We start from the raw sequence: 15902 nt of genomic DNA, 5'->3' as shown, positions 1-15902 counted from the left end.
GGAAGGCCCGCCGGGTGCCGGAAACGGGCACGCGACGGGCCTTTCGTCGCTCCCGCGAGGTAAGTTGATCGCAGGCGATCGTGGAGGAGGCACCACCATGGCGACGCAAGAGGGTGGGCAGACCCAGTCCGGCAAGTCCCGCGAGGAGGTCGAGGAGGTCACCGCGGAGGCCAACCCCGAGGTGGCCGAGCGGCACGCCGAGATCACCGAGGACGTGGACGACCTGCTCGACGAGATCGACTCCGTCCTGGAGGAGAACGCCGAGGAATTCGTCCGAGGATATGTACAAAAGGGCGGCCAGTGAGTCATATGTCCGTTTTGCCCGTCAGGGCGAAGGGCAGCCGTCGACCGCCGGCACCACGATGATCGCACCGGACGGGTGCGCGGGATAATCTGCTTCAACTGCAACGGTGGTCTTGGCCGGTCCCGGGACGCTCCCGTGGGGCCGGCCAGGGCGATCACGTACCTGAGAGGAACCACGTGGCAGCGGGTTTTGATCCATCCGGGCGTCTTCCAGATGTGTTCACCAACGCGGGGACGTCCTCCTTCACAGCGTTCCTGAGCAAGGTGGCCCCCGAGATGCTGCCCGGCCGTCGGCCGCTGCCGCCCGGCATGGCCGCCGACATGGCGCCGCACGCGACCACCATCGTGGCCATCTCGGCCGCCGGCGGTGTGGTCATGGCCGGCGACCGGCGCGCCACGATGGGCAACCTGATCGCCCAGCGCGACATCGAGAAGGTGCACCCGGCCGACGCGTACTCGCTCGTCGGCATCGCGGGCACGGCCGGCATCGGCATCGAGCTGATGCGACTGTTCCAGGTGGAGCTGGAGCACTACGAGAAGATCGAGGGCGCGATGCTCTCGCTCGACGGCAAGGCCAACCGGCTGGCGTCGATGATCCGCGGCAACCTGGGCGCGGCCATGCAGGGCCTCGCCGTGATCCCGCTGTTCGCCGGCTTCGACCTGGCCGCGAGCGACCCGCAGCGGGCCGGGCGGATCTTCAGCTTCGACGTGACCGGCGGCCCGTACGAGGAGACCGGTTACGACGCCATCGGCTCCGGTTCGCTGTTCGCCAAGTCCGCCCTGAAGAAGCGGTTCCGGGCCGGCCTGTCGGTCCAGGACGCGACGCGGCTGGCGGTCGAGGCGCTCTACGACGCGGCGGACGACGACACCGCCACCGGCGGCCCCGACCTGACCCGGCGGATCTACCCGGTCGTGATGACCGCGACCGCCGAGGGCACCCACCGGCTCACCGACGCCGAGACGGCGGCGATCGCGGAGAGCGTGGTGTCCGGCCGGATGGAGAACCCCGGCGGCTGAGGCCCCTCCCACCGTCCACCGAGTCAGCAGTCCCGCAGAAGGAGAACCGCCGCCGTGGCCATGCAGTTCTACGCCTCGCCCGAGCAGATCATGCGCGACCGCTCCGAGCTGGCCCGCAAGGGCATCGCCCGGGGCCGCAGCGCGGTGGTCCTGAGCTACGAGGGCGGGGTGCTCTTCGTCGCCGAGAACCTGTCCAGCACGCTGCACAAGGTCAGCGAGATCTACGACCGGATCGGCTTCGCCGCTGTCGGCCGGTACAACGAGTTCGAGAACCTGCGCCGCGCGGGCGTGCGGATGGCCGACCTCAACGGGCTCAGCTACGACCGCCGGGACGTGACCGGCCTGGCGCTCGCCAACGCGTACGCGCAGACGCTCGGCGCGATCTTCACGGAGCAGTCGAAGCCGTTCGAGGTGGAGATCTGCGTGGCCGAGGTGGGCGCCACCGCCGAGGACGACTCCCTCTACCGGGTGACCTACGACGGCTCGGTGAACGACGAGCCGGGCCGGATGGCGATGGGCGGACAGGCGGAGGCGATCAGCGGGGTGCTGAAGAACGAGCACCGGCCGGAGATGTCGCTGTCGGAGGCGGTCCGCGCCGCCATGAAGGCGCTGAGCAGCGTCGGCGGCGAGGGCGGGGCGGCCCGCACGATCGCCGCGAACCAGCTGGAGGTGGCGGTCCTGGACCGGCGCCGGGTGGGGCGTACGTTCCGGCGGGTGACCGGCGCGGCGCTCACCGCGCTGCTGGAGGGCGACGCCGAGGCCGACACCGCGCCCGCGCCGGGCCGGGCGAAGACGCCGACCGTGCCGACGGAGGAGGCGAAGAAGCCGACCACGTCGGCGGGTTCGGCCGATCTGGAGGGCAACGCGGAGGACAAGCCCGCCGAGTGACGACCGTCGCGGACCCCGCCACCTCGCCGAGGTGGCGGGGTTTTTCGCGTACGGATGCCGCCACCTCGCCGATCTGCGTGGGGGAGATCGCAAGCGGCGAGCGTCGGCGCTGCCCATCGGAGGCTCCGGGCGGCTAATGTCTCATCATGGAGCGGCGAATCTTCGGCCTCGAAACCGAGTACGGCGTCACCTGCACCTATCGCGGGCAACGCCGACTGTCCCCCGACGAGGTCGCGCGGTACCTGTTCCGGCGGGTGGTGTCGTGGGGCCGGTCGAGCAACGTGTTCCTGCGCAACGGCGCCCGCCTCTATCTCGACGTCGGTTCGCACCCGGAGTACGCGACTCCGGAGTGCGACTCGGTGACCGACCTGGTGGCACACGACCGGGCCGGTGAGCGGATCCTGGAGGGCCTGCTCGTCGACGCGGAGAAGCGGCTGCACGACGAGGGCATCGCGGGCGAGATCTACCTGTTCAAGAACAACACCGATTCGGCCGGCAACTCGTACGGCTGCCACGAGAACTATCTGGTGTCCCGGCACGGCGAGTTCGGCCGGCTCGCCGACGTGCTCATCCCGTTCCTGGTCACCCGGCAGTTGATCTGCGGCGCGGGCAAGGTGCTGCAGACGCCGCGCGGCGCTGTCTACTGCCTGTCCCAGCGGGCCGAGCACATCTGGGAGGGTGTCTCGTCGGCGACCACCCGCAGCCGGCCGATCATCAACACCCGCGACGAGCCGCACGCGGACGCCGAGCGCTACCGCCGGCTGCACGTGATCGTCGGTGACTCGAACATGAACGAGGTCACCACGCTGCTGAAGGTCGGCACCGCCGACATCGTGCTGCGGATGATCGAGGCCGGCGTGGTGATGCGCGACCTGACACTGGAGAACCCGATCCGGGCCATCCGCGAGGTGTCGCACGACATCACCGGCCGGCGCAAGGTGCGGCTGGCCTCCGGCAAGGAGGTCTCGGCGCTGGAGATCCAGCAGGAATACCTGGCCAAGGCGACGGAGTTCGTGGAGCGCCGGGGCGGCGACCAGACCGCGAAGCGGGTGGTCGACCTGTGGGGCCGGGTGCTGCGCGCGGTCGAGACCGGCGACCTGGACCCGGTGGCCCGCGAGATCGACTGGGTCACCAAGCTGAAGCTGATCGAGCGTTACCAGCGCAAGCACGACCTGCCGCTGTCGCACCCGCGGGTGGCGCAGATGGACCTGGCCTACCACGACCTGCGGCGCGGGCGCGGCCTGTACGGGCTGCTGGAGCGCCGTCGTGAGGTGGACCGGGTGGCCACCGACCCGGAGATCTTCGAGGCGAAGGAGACGCCGCCGCAGACGACCCGGGCGCGGCTGCGCGGCGAGTTCATCCGCCACGCCCAGGAGAAGCGGCGCGACTTCACCGTGGACTGGGTGCACCTGAAGCTGAACGACCAGGCGCAGCGCACGGTGCTGTGCAAGGACCCGTTCCGGGCCTACGACGAGCGGGTGGAGCGGCTGATCGCCAGCATGTGATCGTGCGGGCGGCCGGTGCCCGGCACCGGCCGCCCGTCCACAGGTACGCTGGCGTCGCGATGAACACTTCCGAATCCGCCGGTGGGTCCGGCCGCGAGACGTCCTCGGACCGTGACGGCACCGAGAAGCTCAACTGGATCGACCGCCGGCGGGAGAAGATCCGCGCCGAGATCGAGCGCAACAGGCGCGGCGACTACACGGTGCCGACCTGGGTGCTGGCGGCGGCGCTGGTGCTGATCGTGGGCGCCTGGCTCGGGCTGATCCTGTTCCTCGGCTGAGTTCCGGGCCGGTCAGTTGTACGGCATCCGGGGGAACCAGCCGAAGCCGAACAGCGCAGGCACCCGCACGTCCCAGTAGACGACTGTGAAGACGCCGAGCGCGACGAGCAGCGCTCCGGTGACCACGGCGGCGCGGCGGGGGTCGGCCATCCATGCGAGGAAGCGTCCCCGGCTGATCGCCACGGCGACCGCGAAGACGACTGTGACGAGCACGATGTTGCCCAGCGACTGGAGCGTGAACGCCAGCGCTCCGTAGAGCGGGTTGCCGGTGTCGACGGCCCAGTGGAACAGCTTGTTGAACATCGGGTAGGGCCGGCCGACGAGGAAACCGCCGACGAGCGCGCCGATCGTCACCACCCGGGCGACGGGCCGGTGCGCGAAGACGTCCGGCACCAGCTTGAGCGCGGCGAGTCCGAGGTAGGTCAGGGCGAGTCCGATGACGCCGAAGACGACCGACGACTGGATGAGGCGTACCGGGACGCCGCCGACCACGTCGGTGGACAGCTGGGGCAGCCGGTCGCCGGCCAGCACGCCGACGACGCCGTAGCTCGCCGAGACGGCGACCATGCCGAGGGTCAGCCAGCCGACCGGGCGCAGCAGGGCACGCAGCGCCTGCCGGGTGCCACCGGCCGGGTCGGCGCCGGAGACCTGGCTCATCGGCCCGACCGAGGCCGCGACGGCGATGTTGCAGGCGGTGAAGGTGCCGGCGAAGCCGGAGACGAAGGCGAAGAGCAATCCGGCGACGGTGCCGGTGATGGCGGTCTCCTTGGCGTCGTGGCCCAGCACGGTGTTCGCGACGTTGTCGCCGATGACCTTGTCGACCAGCTCGAACGACCACAGGACGGCCAGCAGCACGCCGGCTGCCGCGCTGACCAGGGCGAGTCGGAGCCGGTGCCGGGGGCGATGGGGGGAGATCCCGGCGTCGGGGGTCGCGTCCGGGAACTGTCGCAGTGCCATGAGGGGCCTCCTAAACGGCGGCCGCACGCGTCCCCCGGGCAGCCGGGAACGACGCCTGTCAGTGGGGAGTGGTGGGGCCGGAGTCGAGTACCCGGCAAGTATGGGGAGGCCGGGCAGGGCCCTGGTTCTTCCATCATGCTGACCTGTCTCCGGCGTCTTCTCCGGCGCCGGCGGTGACGGCACTCTGGACGGCGAGGCCGCCGGCACCGCCGGCACGGACAGGGAGCGTGACGTCATCGCACACATCGATCTCGGGCTGGACGAGAAGGCACATCCGGGCATTCGGGGGCCGTTGCGGTTCCGGCCGGATACGGCGAAGCCGCTGGGCGAGCTGGCGGAGGTGCTGCTGCGCGCGCCGCATCCCACGCTGACGCCGGGCGAGCGGGAGCTGATCGCGGCGTACGTCTCCGGCCTCAACGACTGCGACTTCTGCTGCTCGTCGCACGCGGCGTTCGCCGCCGCGCAGCTGCCCGCCGGGATGCCGTTGGTCGACCAGGTGCGCGCGGACGTCGGCACGGCCCCGGTCGACGCCAGGCTGCGGGCACTGCTGCACATCGCCGCCGCGGTGCGCCGCAGCGGCCGGGAGGTCACCACCGAACTGGTCGAGGCGGCCCGCGCGGAGGGCGCCACCGACCTGGAGATCCACGACACGGTGCTGATCGCCGCCGCGTTCTGCATGTTCAACCGCTACGTCGACGGTCTGGGCACCTGGACGCCGCGGGATCCCGAGGCGTACGCGCGAGCCGCCGACCACCTCGTCGCGAACGGTTACCTGGCGATCTGACGGCGGCGCGGCTCAGCCGAGCAGGCGGGCCGCGTACCGGCCGGCGGCGGCGGCGGCCAGGAAGTAGGCGTGGTCGGCGTCCAGGCCCCGGCCCATCGTGGACAGGCCGACCGGGGTGGCCCGCAGCGCCGCGTCGAGGCCGTCGGCAGGCACCGTGACGATGCGGTGCCGGTCGGCCAGCGGCGTCAGCGCCGCGGCGACCTCCGCGGCCAGGCCGGGGGCGAGGCCGTCCGGCACGACCAGCTCCGCGGGGGCCAGCGCGACCCGGCCGTACGCGGTCAGGCTGTGGTGGGAGACGCCACGGTGCCGGGGGCGGGCGTCGGCGTCGGAGATGCGCAGCGAGCCGACCGGGCGCCCGCCCAGCGTGGCGACCGCGTTCACGGCTTCGCCGACCGCGACGCCGGAGAAGCCCCAGCGGGTGCCGGTGCCGAGGTTGCCCGGCCCCTGGGCGACGATCGTCAGGTCGGCGTCGAGCACGTGCCGGGCGGCGAGCAGGCCGCTGTGCAGTGTGCTCGCCTCCAGGTCACCGCCGAACGCCTGGCCCACGCTGACCGTGCCGGCGAGGTGCCCGGACAGCCCGGCCAGGGTGCGGGAGAACCACGCCGGCAGCGCGCCACCGTCGGTCAGCACGTACGCCACCCGGGCGTCGGGCGCGTCGGCGCGTACACCGGCCAGGATCGCCGGCAGCGCGGAGTGCAGATCGGCGGTGACCACCGGCATGCCGTCGACCGAGTCCGCGGCGGCCAGCCGGTCGTGATGCGGCGACGCCTCCTCGTCCACGCCGAGCAGGATCGGTTGCAGCGGCGTGTACCGGGCCTTGACCAGGTGCCCGGCGTCGCGGCTGTCACCGGCCTGCGGCGGGTCCGGCGGCAGCCGGTCGGGCAGCGCCACGACCAGCGCGTAGCCGCCGGTGCCGAGGCCCATCAGCAGCGCGCCGGCGTTGAGCAGCACCCGGTCGCCGGGTTCGGGCTCGCCGACCAGGGCCGGGTAGGCCAGGGCGCGCATCCGGGCGCCGTCGGGCAGGTCGACGTCGAGTTCGACAGCGCCGGCCCACCGTCGCCGTACCGCCGTGACCGTGCCGGACCGCCATCGCACCATGCGGTGCACCGTATCGGCCGCCGCCGGGACGGCCCCCGGGCGGGTCAGGGGTTCCGGTCGTCGACCGGGCGGCCCGCCTCGTCCTGGGTGGTGCGGGCGGTCCGGCCGGCCGAACCGGACCGGGTGGGGTCGAGGAAGACGTACGCGATCTCCGGGAAGTGCCCGGTGAGCCGGCGTTCGGCCTCGTCGGCGGCGGCCTCGATGTCGGCGCCGGTGGCGTCGTCACGGAAGTCGACCTTGGCGGCGACGAGGATGTCGTCGGGACCGAGGAACATGGTCATCAGGGTGTCGACGTGGTCCACCGTCGGCACGTCCGTCAGCTCCCGCTCGATGCGCCGGTGCAGCCGGTCGGAGACGGAGCGGCCGACCAGCAGCGAGATGTTGCTGCGCGCCAGCACGACGGCGACCACCAGCAGCAGTACGCCGATGAGGATCGAGGCGACGCCGTCGTACAGTTCGTCGCCGGTCAGGTGCGACAGGGTGAGCCCGCCGGCGGCGATCAGCAGGCCGATCAGCGCGGCGCTGTCCTCCAGGAAGACGGCCTTGACGGTGGTGTCGGCGGTCAGGCGCAGGTAGCGGCGCGGGGTGGTGCCCCAGCGGCGTGACTCGCCGCGCACCTGCCGGACCGCCCGGGCCAGCGACACCGACTCGATCGCGAAGGAGACCGCCAGCACCACGTACGCGACGAGGTATTCGCCGCTGTGCTCGTGCACCAGGATGGTGGTGACGCCGTGCGTGACGGCGAAGCCCGCACCGGCGACGAAGGTGAACAGCGCGGCGAGGAACGCCCAGACGTAGCTCTCCTTGCCGTACCCGAAGGGGTGCCGGGTGTCGGCGGGCCGCGCGCCGCGGCGCAGCGCCAGGTAGAGCAGCACCTCGGTGGTGGTGTCGGCGAGCGAGTGGGCGGCCTCGGAGAGCATCGCCGCGGAGCCCGAGATCAGGCCCGCTACCAGCTTGGCGACCGCGATGGCGAGGTTCGCCGCGCCGGCCACCACGACAGTGCCGACGCTCTCGGTCTTGACCTCCGGTTCCGCCATGCGATCACCCTATGACCGGTCGATGCCCGCCGCCGGGTGGGAAGACCCCCGCGCCGCGCCGCGCGGGTGCCCGCGCCCGACGCGCGGGCTGCTAGCGTTTGGGCGTGTCCCGGACCCGTACCGAACGCCTGGTCAACCTGGTGATCTGCCTGCTGTCGACGCGACGCTTCCTGACCGCCGCGCAGATCGCCGCGACCGTGCCCGGCTACGAGCACGACCCGGACGACGCCAAGGACCACGAGGCGTTCCAGCGCAAGTTCGAGCGCGACAAGGCCGAGCTGCGTGAGCTGGGCGTGCCGCTGGAGACGGGCACGGCGAGCGTCTTCGACGCCGAGCCGGGCTACCGGATCGCGCCGCGCGCGTACGCGCTGCCCGACATCCCGCTCGAACCGGACGAGGCCGCGGCCGTGGGCATCGCCGCCCGGCTGTGGCAGCACGCCGGGCTGGCCGCCGCCGCGTCGTCGGGGCTGGCGAAGCTGCGCGCCGCCGGCATCGACGTCGACCCGCAGGCGACGCTGGGCCTGGAGCCGATGGTCACCGTCGACCCGGCGTTCGCGCCGCTCACCGCCGCCGCGCGGGACCGGCGCGAGGTCAGCTTCGACTACCGCGTGCCGGACCGGGACGCGCCCACCCGCCGCCGGGTGCAACCGTGGGGCGTGGTCTGCTGGCGCGGCCGGTGGTATGTCGTCGGCCACGACCTGGACCGGGCGGCGACCCGCTGTTTCCGGCTGTCGCGGGTGGTCGGCACGGTCCGGGCGACCGGCGAGCCGGGGGCGCCTACGAGCCGCCCGCCGGGGTCGACCTGATCAGCCACGTGGCCCGCTGGTCCGGGCCGGTGGAACGCACCGGCCGGGCCACGGTGCTGGCCACGCCGGGCCGTGCCGCCGGGCTGCGCCGCTGGGCCGTCGAGTGCCAGGCCGGCCCCGACGGCGACCGGCTGGTGCTGCCGTACGCCGACGCCGACTACCTGGCCGGCCAGATCGTCGGGTACGGCCCCGACGTCCGGGTCCTGGAGCCACCGGAGGTACGGGAGGCGGTCATCCAGCGGCTCAAGGAGGTCGCCGCCCGGCACGACGAGCTGGCAGTGACCGGAGGTGCCCGGTGACCCGCCCGGCGTCCCGCGCGGGCCGTGCCTCCGCCGACCGGCTGGCCCGGCTGCTCAACCTGGTGCCCTACCTGCTGGCCCGCCCCGGCATCGAGATCGCCGAGGCGGCGCACGACCTCGGAGTGACCGAGAAGCAGCTCCGGGAGGACCTGGAACTGCTCTGGGTGTGCGGGCTGCCCGGCTACGGCCCCGGCGACCTGATCGACATGGCGTTCGACGGCGACCGGGTCACCATCACCTACGACGCCGGGATCGACCGCCCGCTGCGGCTGACCCCGGACGAGGCCCTGGCCCTGGTGGTGGCGCTGCGGATGATCGCCGAGACGCCCGGCGTGGCCAACCGGGAGGCGGTTGAACGGGCGCTCGCCAAGATCGAGAATGCCGCCGGTGACCTGGCCGGCGCGCCGGTCGAGGTCCGCCTGCCCGGCGACAGCGCCCGGGTACGCGAGCTGCGCGCCGCCGTCGAGCGCGGCCGGGCGCTGCGGATCACCTACTACACCCCGGCGCGGGACGAGACCACCGAACGCACCATTGACCCGCTGCGGATGCTGATGGTCGGCGGCCGGGCGTACGTGGAGGCGTGGTGCCGCCGCGCCGAGGGGGTACGCCTGTTCCGGGCCGACCGGATCGACGCGGTGACCGAGCTGCCGGAGCAGGCGGTGGTGCCGCCGCAGGCCCGCCCGCACGATCTCAGCGACGGCGTGTTCCGCCCGTCGGCGGACCTGCCGCTGATCACGCTGCGGATCGGCCGGGGCGAGCGGTGGATCACCGAATATTATCCGTGCGAGCGGGTCGAGGCCGACGGCGAGCAGTGGCTGGTGTCGCTGCGCGTCACCGACCTCGGGTGGGCCCGGCGGTTCGTGCTCGGGCTGGGCCCGGAGGTGACTGTGGTGGCCCCGGCCGAGCTGGCCGAGCAGGTACGCGCCCAGGCCGTGGCCGCGCTCGACGCGTACGCCACCCCGGCCGGCAGCGCCGACCCGGCAGCCGTCGGCGGCACCCGATAGGCTGACCGCCGTGGTGACGTGGATCGTGCTCGGGGTCGTGGTGTTCGCGCTGGTCGTACTGGCCCTGGCGATCCGTCCGGTGGTGAGCCGCCTGCCGGGGCTGCGCCGTTCCGCGCTGGCGTTGCAGCGCCGGGCGGTCGAGGCCGAGTCGCTGCGGTCGGCCGCCGAGCAGTTGCAGGCGCGGGCCGAGTCGCTCCAGGAGCGGGCGGCGGTCGCGCAGGAGCGGATCATGTTGATCAAGGCCAAGCGCGGCGACTGATCGACGCCGATCGGCCCGGTGAGCGTCGGCTGCGCGTTCCCGGGCGGTTGCGCGCAGAAATGCGCGGACCTGGACGGTTGACGGGACACTTCGGGTTGGTCGAAACTTCACCGATCGGGCCCGCACGAGCAGGCCCGCGGGGGTGGCAAGCCGCTGCGACACACGTACGATGGGCGACGACCCACCCTCACCGACACAGAGCGACTGGAGCTTCCCATGGGTGCCCTCAAGCCGTGGCACATCGCCGTACTCGTGGTCGTGCTGATCCTGCTGTTCGGCGCGAAGCGGCTCCCCGACGCGGCCCGCTCGCTGGGCCGCTCGCTGCGGATCATCAAGGCCGAGACCAAGAGCCTGCACGACGACGACCGCGATCTCGCCGAGAAGGCCGACGCGCAGTCCGGCTACCAGCCGCTCCCGCCGCAGCAGGGGCACGTGCAGCAGCAGCCGTACGCCCAGGGCCAGCAGCAGTACGCCCAGCAGCAGCCGTACGCGCCGCAGCCGCAGCAGCCCGTGGCCCCGCCGGCCGACCCGGTGCAGCGCGTCCGCGAGAACTGATCCGAGAGGGCCTCAACCACCGTGGCCTTCGGGTTGAAGAAGCGCGGCCCGAGCAGCTTCGCGCGCGCGGCCGACGGCTCGATGACGCTCATCGAGCACATCCGTGAGCTGCGCAACCGGCTGTTCCGGGCGTCGCTGGCGATCCTGGTCGGCTTCGGCTTCGGCATCTGGCTGGCCGAGCCGGTCCGGGTGCTGCTGTCCAAGCCCTACTGCGACCTGCCGCAGTCGTTTGACGCGGCGACGGGCAAGTGCAAGTTCGTGCAGCTCGGCGTCGCCGACGTCTTCCTGCTGAACCTCAAGATCGGCCTCTGGGTGGGCCTGATCATCGCCGCGCCGATCTGGCTCTACCAGCTCTGGGCGTTCATCGCGCCCGGCCTGCACCGCCACGAGCGGCGGTACGCGTACGTCTTCACCGCCCTGGCGGCCCCGCTGTTCGCGGCCGGCGCGGTGCTGGCGTTCTTCGTCACCACCAAGGGGCTCGAGTTCCTGCTCGACATCTCCGGCGACGACATCGCGACCAACCTTGAGGTGACCCGCTACATATCGTTCGTCACGAACCTGATCCTGCTGTTCGGTGTGGCGTTCGAGTTCCCGCTGATCGTGCTGATGCTCAACTTCGTCGGCCTGGCCAGCGCCAAGCGGCTGCTGAGCTGGTGGCGGGTGGCGGTGTTCGTGTTCTTCGCGTTCTCCGCCGTGGTCACGCCGACACCCGACCCGTTCGGCATGACCGCGCTGGCGATCTGCCTCTGCGCGCTCTACTTCGCCGCGGTGGGGGTGGCGTTCATCAACGACAAGCGGCGCGGTCGCGGGCGTGAGGTCTACGCCGGCATCGCCGACGACGAGGTGTCACCGCTTGACCTGTCGGACGAGCCGGTGCCCGCCGGCGGCCGGATCGAGGCGTCCGAGCCCATCGGCACACCCGAGCCGATCGTCGCCCCGAAGCCGATCGAGCGCCGGTACGACGACATGACCTGACCGACCCCGCTCACCGCCGGACGCCGTCCCCGCCTCACGGGGACGGCGTCCGCGTCTCCCCAGCCGCCCACCGCCGCCCGCCGAGGACGCTGACGCCCTGTCCCGCGCCGATCATGGACTTGGCGCCCCTCGAACGCCCGATATGAGCGGCTTGACCGGGCCGTAACTGCAAGACGCTTCTATGTCTGTGGTGATCGGTTCGGCTGATTGCCGTTAGGGTTCGGCGTTGGTGATCACTTGGGTGGCTCTTCGTTGATCCGGCCGCCTGTGGTGTGGGTGTGCCTTGTGCAAGACCTGTCCCCGGGTGATCGTCGGCGCCGGCCCGGCCCACCCTGCTGGCCTGATCAGAAGCCTGCCCGTGCGAGCACACGTGGCCCATCACAGATTTGCCGCCGAGGTGATGTCTTCCCGAGCCGACGCCGACTGTCCCGGTCGTCGCTGGCAAAGGAGCAACAATCCGAGATGAGAAGGATCGTAGAACGGGTCGCGGATCGCTATGACGTGGTGGTGGGGGTCGATACTCACACCGATACGCATACCGCCGCCGTGGTGGACCGACTCGGTGGGGTGTTGGCGCAGGTCACGGTGTCCACTGACCCGGACGGGTTGAGCCGGTTGTTGGCCTTCGCCGTCGCGCACACCCCACCGCAGGGGCGCCGGTTGTGGGCGGTGGAGGGCACCCGGTCACACGGGCAAGGGCTGTGCCGGCTGCTGACCGCTGCTGACGAACCCGTCTGCGAGGCACCCAAGCCCCCCGCTGCGGCCCGTCGTCGGGGCGGCAAGTCCGACCAGCTGGACGCGGTCGCCGCCGCCCATACGGTGCTGGCGCTGCCCGCTGAGCGCATCGCCGTGCCCCGCAGCGACGGCCCACGCGAGGCCCTGCGTCTGCTGCTGATCTGCCGCCGGCACCACACCGATGCCCGCACCGCCGCGGTCAACCTGGTCAAAGCGTTGATCCTGACCGCTGACGACACTCTGCGCGAGGCGCTACGCGGGCTGTCCACCACCATCCAGATCGCCCGCCTGGCCGCCCTCGAACTGCCCGAAACCACCGCCCTGCCCTGCGAGGAACACACCCGCCGCCGCGAACTGGTCACCCTCGCCCGGCACATCCACATCCTCGACGCCACACTGGCCGACAACCACCAGCGCCTACGAGCCCTCGTCACCGAACTGTGCCCGCCCCTGCTCGACCAACCCGGAGTCGGACCCGTCACCGCCGCGATCGCCCTCACCGCCTGGTCCCACCCCGGCCGCGTCCGCTCAGAAGCCGCCTACGCCACCCTCGCCGGCGCCGCCCCCATCCCCGTGGCCAGCGGCCGCACCGACCGACACCGCCTCAACCGCGGCGGCGACAGAACCCTCAACAGCGCCCTGCACACCATCGCCCTGACCCGCCGACGCATCCACCCCGAAACACGCGACTACATCACCCGACGCCACGCCGAAGGCCGCACCACCAGAGAAATCACCCGCTGCCTCAAGCGCTACATCGCCCGACAGCTCTACCGCACCATCACCACCCACCACCAAACCCCTTGACAACCCCACTCACAGATCAACGAGGCTGGGGCGGCGGGGTGGTCAGGGGATGTGGTGGGCTGCTTCGGGGTGGGGTGGGGGGACCGCGTCGGGGTGCAGGATCGCGGCTATCGTCTCGGCGCCGTCGACCAGGCGCGGGCCGGCGCGCACGATCAGCCCGTCCGCGTCCAGCGCCCACACCTGCGCGTCCGGGAAACGCCCGGCCACCGCGGCGGCCTGCTCGGCCGCGCCGTCGAGACGGAACCCGCACGGCGCCACCAGCACCACCTCGGGGCGGGCGGCCCGCAGGGCCTCCCAGGTGGTAGGCGTGGACCGGGCGCCGCGATGGGTGGCCACCGGTTCGCCACCCGCGACGTCGACGAGGTCCGGGATCCAGTGCCCGGCGCCGAACGGCGGGTCCACCCATTCGACAACCGCGACCCGTGGCCGGGGCCGGCCCGCCACCGCCGCGCCGACCGCCGCGAGCCGGGCGCGCAGGCCGTCGACCAGCGCCTCCGCGCGGTCCGGCACCCGGGCCGCCGCGCCCACCGCGCGGATCGACTCCAGCACGTCGTCCAGGGTGTACGGGTCGAGCGACAGCACGTCGGCCCGGCATCCCAGGTGCTCCACGGCGTCGGCGACCCGGCCGGACGGCAGCGCGCAGACGCGGCACAGGTCCTGGGTGAGGATCAGGTCCGGGTCCAGCCCGGCCAGCGCGCCGGCGTGCAGCGTGTAGAGGTCTGCACCGGCCGCGACCTGCGCCCGGACGTACGCGTCGATGTCGCCGGGACTCATACCCCGGGTGTCCCGGCCGCCGACGACCACTGTGGTGCCCGACCGGTGGCGGGCGGGCACCTCGCACTCGAAGGTGACGCCTACCAGGTCGTCGCCGAGGCCGAGCGCGTACGCGATCTCGGTGGCGGAGGGAAGCAGGGAGACCAGCCGCATGCCCGCCATCATGCCGGTCGCGCGGACCGCCCCGGTGCGCGGGCAGATCGGGTCGCCCTCGGGCCTTGCCGGGACGCCGTACCCGCTTAGACTCTGCTGACTCCGCCGAGCCCCCCGGGCGGTGTGCCGGGGTGCGTCGGCGCCCCCGTTCCGGTCAGCCCGTCTGACCTGCGCACCGGAGAGCCCGATGAAGAGCCGTACCGCCGCCGTCCTGACCGTCCTCTGCGCGGCCACCGCGCTCACCGCCTGCGGTGACGACGAGCCCGCGCCGAAAGGCCAGCAGGTGCCGGTGACAGCCACCGACACCAGCTGCGAGGTCACCACCACGCTGTTCACCCCGGGCACCGTCACCTTCACCGTCACCAACCGGGGCCGGCAGGCCACCGGGGTCTACGTCTACGGCCGGGAGGGCGACGCCTTCACCAAGGTGATCGCCGAGGTCGCGGACGTGCCGGCGGGCCGTACCGGTGACCTGCGCGCCTCGCTGCAGACCGGCACGTACGAGGTGGCCTGCAAGCCGGGCCGGCAGGGCGACGGCGTCCGGACCAAGATCACCGTCTCCGACGACGGCAACCTCGCCAGCGCCGCCGCCGAGGTGGCCTACGACCGCTCGGTGACGATCGAGCTGACCGACGACGCGATGACCGGCGTGGACGCCCTGATCGCCGAGCCCGGCGAGAAGATCGCGTTCAAGGTGACGAACAAGACCGCCGGGGCCCGGACGCTGTACGTGCTCAACCCCGAGGGCAAGCGGGTCGCCGAGATGAAGGCCGGGGCCAACGGCACCGCCGAGACGGTGGTGACGCTGGGCGCGGCGGGGGACTGGTCGCTGAAGGTCAAGGGCGACGGCGTGCCGTCGGTGAGCAAGCCGCTGGTGGTCCGCTGAGGCACAGGGACGTCGATCCGAAGTCGGTCGATCCGGGTGCATCCACCGGGGACGGTCCGGGCGAAGCAATGGTCGTGACGACAGTCACGGACCTGGTCGCTTCGACGAAAGGCTCCCCGATGAACATCGCTCGTCTCGCCGCCCGGCTGGCCGTGGGCGCCACCGCGGCGGCGGTGGCCACCACCGCCGTCGCCGTGCCCGCCCAGGCCGGTGCCAAGCAGCCGGGTACGCGGTCGCTGGCCGCCGTGCTCACCGCCGACAAGAGCGGCTTCGACCGCAACTCGCGGGACTTCGACGTCCTCACGAAGGCGGTCCTGACGGTGCTGCAGGCCAAGCCGGACTCGCCGGTGAAGGTGCTCACCGACGGCACCGTCGCGCTGACCGCGTTCGTGCCGAACGACTACGCGTTCCGCAAGCTGGTGCGGGACATCACCGCCGCGAAGAAGCTGCCCGGTGAGAAGGCCGCGTTCGAGGCGGTCGCCGGCCTGGGCGTGGACACCGTGGAGGACGTCCTGCTCTACCACGTCGTGCCCGGCGCGACGATCGACCGGAAGGCGGCGCTGAAGGCCGACGGCGCGGACCTGACCACCGCGCTCGGCGCCACCGTCGAGGTGGACGTGAAGCGCTGCTGGTACGGCCGCGAGGTGCGCCTGGTCGACGCCGACACCAGTGACCGCAACGCGAAGGTGGTGCGGTACGACATCAACAAGGGCAACAAGCAGATCGCGCACGCGGTGGACCGGGTGCTGCGCCCGATCGACCTCCCCTGAACCACCCCCGCC

At 72.4% G+C, this 15902-nt stretch carries 18 protein-coding genes and 1 pseudogene; 15 read left to right on the top strand and 4 right to left on the bottom strand.

The window, feature by feature from the left end; translation table 11 throughout:
* Positions 1 to 97 precede the first annotated feature (97 nt).
* The 6 genes from ML5_RS27085 (at position 98) to ML5_RS27060 (ending at position 3991) form a co-directional block, all read left to right on the top strand.
* Positions 98 to 304, top strand: coding sequence for a ubiquitin-like protein Pup (locus ML5_RS27085; protein ID WP_013286106.1), 207 nt, complete (start codon positions 98 to 100; stop codon positions 302 to 304).
* Between the two features lie 3 nt (positions 305 to 307).
* Positions 308 to 562 (top strand): endonuclease domain-containing protein, encoded by a 255-nt coding sequence (locus ML5_RS31670; protein ID WP_083816961.1) that lies wholly within the window; start codon positions 308 to 310, stop codon positions 560 to 562.
* Positions 481 to 1320: a proteasome subunit beta gene (gene prcB / locus ML5_RS27075; protein ID WP_013476948.1), complete on the top strand. Its 840-nt coding sequence runs from the start codon at positions 481 to 483 to the stop codon at positions 1318 to 1320. Before ML5_RS31670 ends, prcB begins: the two co-directional genes overlap by 82 nt.
* Before the next feature lie 54 nt (positions 1321 to 1374).
* Positions 1375 to 2208: a proteasome subunit alpha gene (gene prcA / locus ML5_RS27070; RefSeq protein WP_013476947.1), complete on the top strand. Its 834-nt coding sequence runs from the start codon at positions 1375 to 1377 to the stop codon at positions 2206 to 2208.
* A gap of 146 nt (positions 2209 to 2354) precedes the next feature.
* A complete protein-coding gene (pafA, locus tag ML5_RS27065) occupies positions 2355 to 3713 on the top strand; it encodes a Pup--protein ligase (RefSeq protein ID WP_013286109.1) in 1359 nt (452 codons plus the stop codon).
* A 59-nt stretch (positions 3714 to 3772) separates the two neighbouring features.
* Positions 3773 to 3991, top strand: a complete 219-nt coding sequence (locus ML5_RS27060; RefSeq protein WP_013286110.1) for a hypothetical protein — start codon at positions 3773 to 3775, stop codon at positions 3989 to 3991.
* Between the two features lie 12 nt (positions 3992 to 4003).
* Here ML5_RS27060 and ML5_RS27055 read toward each other — a convergent pair whose 3' ends face one another.
* Entirely contained in the window at positions 4004 to 4948 is a 945-nt protein-coding gene (locus tag ML5_RS27055) for a hypothetical protein (RefSeq protein ID WP_013476946.1), read from the bottom strand.
* A gap of 235 nt (positions 4949 to 5183) precedes the next feature.
* Between ML5_RS27055 and ML5_RS27050 the strand changes: the two genes are divergently transcribed.
* The gene (locus ML5_RS27050; protein WP_013476945.1) at positions 5184 to 5732 is read left to right on the top strand and encodes a carboxymuconolactone decarboxylase family protein; all 549 of its coding nucleotides are present in this window, start codon (positions 5184 to 5186) and stop codon (positions 5730 to 5732) included.
* A gap of 12 nt (positions 5733 to 5744) precedes the next feature.
* Here the strand turns inward: ML5_RS27050 and ML5_RS27045 are convergent, their stop codons facing one another.
* Together ML5_RS27045 and ML5_RS27040 are read right to left on the bottom strand one after the other, a co-directional pair.
* Positions 5745 to 6830, bottom strand: coding sequence for a DUF3866 family protein (locus tag ML5_RS27045; RefSeq protein ID WP_013286113.1), 1086 nt, complete (start codon positions 6828 to 6830; stop codon positions 5745 to 5747).
* Between the two features lie 44 nt (positions 6831 to 6874).
* Positions 6875 to 7867: a cation diffusion facilitator family transporter gene (locus tag ML5_RS27040; RefSeq protein ID WP_013286114.1), complete on the bottom strand. Its 993-nt coding sequence runs from the start codon at positions 7865 to 7867 to the stop codon at positions 6875 to 6877.
* 104 nt (positions 7868 to 7971) lie between these two features.
* On the opposite strand from ML5_RS27040, the pseudogene ML5_RS27035 reads away from it, so the two are divergent.
* From ML5_RS27035 to ML5_RS27010, 6 genes and pseudogenes are all read left to right on the top strand, one after another.
* Positions 7972 to 8972 (top strand): annotated as a pseudogene (locus ML5_RS27035) (helix-turn-helix transcriptional regulator).
* Positions 8969 to 9976, top strand: coding sequence for a YafY family protein (locus tag ML5_RS27030; protein WP_013286116.1), 1008 nt, complete (start codon positions 8969 to 8971; stop codon positions 9974 to 9976). Before ML5_RS27035 ends, ML5_RS27030 begins: the two are co-directional and overlap by 4 nt.
* A 10-nt stretch (positions 9977 to 9986) precedes the next feature.
* Entirely contained in the window at positions 9987 to 10235 is a 249-nt protein-coding gene (locus ML5_RS27025; RefSeq protein ID WP_013286117.1) for a hypothetical protein, read from the top strand.
* 216 nt (positions 10236 to 10451) lie between these two features.
* Positions 10452 to 10790, top strand: coding sequence for a Sec-independent protein translocase subunit TatA (gene tatA / locus ML5_RS27020; RefSeq protein WP_013286118.1), 339 nt, complete (start codon positions 10452 to 10454; stop codon positions 10788 to 10790).
* Positions 10791 to 10811: 21 nt separating this feature from the next.
* Positions 10812 to 11765, top strand: coding sequence for a twin-arginine translocase subunit TatC (gene tatC, locus ML5_RS27015; protein ID WP_013476944.1), 954 nt, complete (start codon positions 10812 to 10814; stop codon positions 11763 to 11765).
* 462 nt (positions 11766 to 12227) lie between these two features.
* Positions 12228 to 13307: an IS110 family transposase gene (locus ML5_RS27010; protein WP_013473518.1), complete on the top strand. Its 1080-nt coding sequence runs from the start codon at positions 12228 to 12230 to the stop codon at positions 13305 to 13307.
* Positions 13308 to 13349: 42 nt separating this feature from the next.
* Here ML5_RS27010 and ML5_RS27005 read toward each other — a convergent pair whose 3' ends face one another.
* On the bottom strand, positions 13350 to 14234 hold the full coding sequence (locus ML5_RS27005; RefSeq protein ID WP_041784295.1) for an ABC transporter substrate-binding protein: 885 nt from the start codon (positions 14232 to 14234) through the stop codon (positions 13350 to 13352).
* A 187-nt stretch (positions 14235 to 14421) separates the two neighbouring features.
* Between ML5_RS27005 and ML5_RS27000 the strand changes: the two genes are divergently transcribed.
* Positions 14422 to 15120 carry a hypothetical protein gene (locus ML5_RS27000; protein ID WP_013286121.1) on the top strand — a complete coding sequence of 233 codons (699 nt, stop codon included), beginning with the start codon at positions 14422 to 14424 and terminating at the stop codon, positions 15118 to 15120.
* Between the two features lie 119 nt (positions 15121 to 15239).
* Positions 15240 to 15890 (top strand): fasciclin domain-containing protein, encoded by a 651-nt coding sequence (locus ML5_RS26995; protein ID WP_236619301.1) that lies wholly within the window; start codon positions 15240 to 15242, stop codon positions 15888 to 15890.
* Positions 15891 to 15902 lie beyond the last annotated feature (12 nt).

It is taken from the genome of Micromonospora sp. L5 (assembly GCF_000177655.2).
Lineage (GTDB): Bacteria > Actinomycetota > Actinomycetes > Mycobacteriales > Micromonosporaceae > Micromonospora > Micromonospora aurantiaca.
This window is presented reverse-complemented; position numbering and strand designations above follow the sequence as displayed.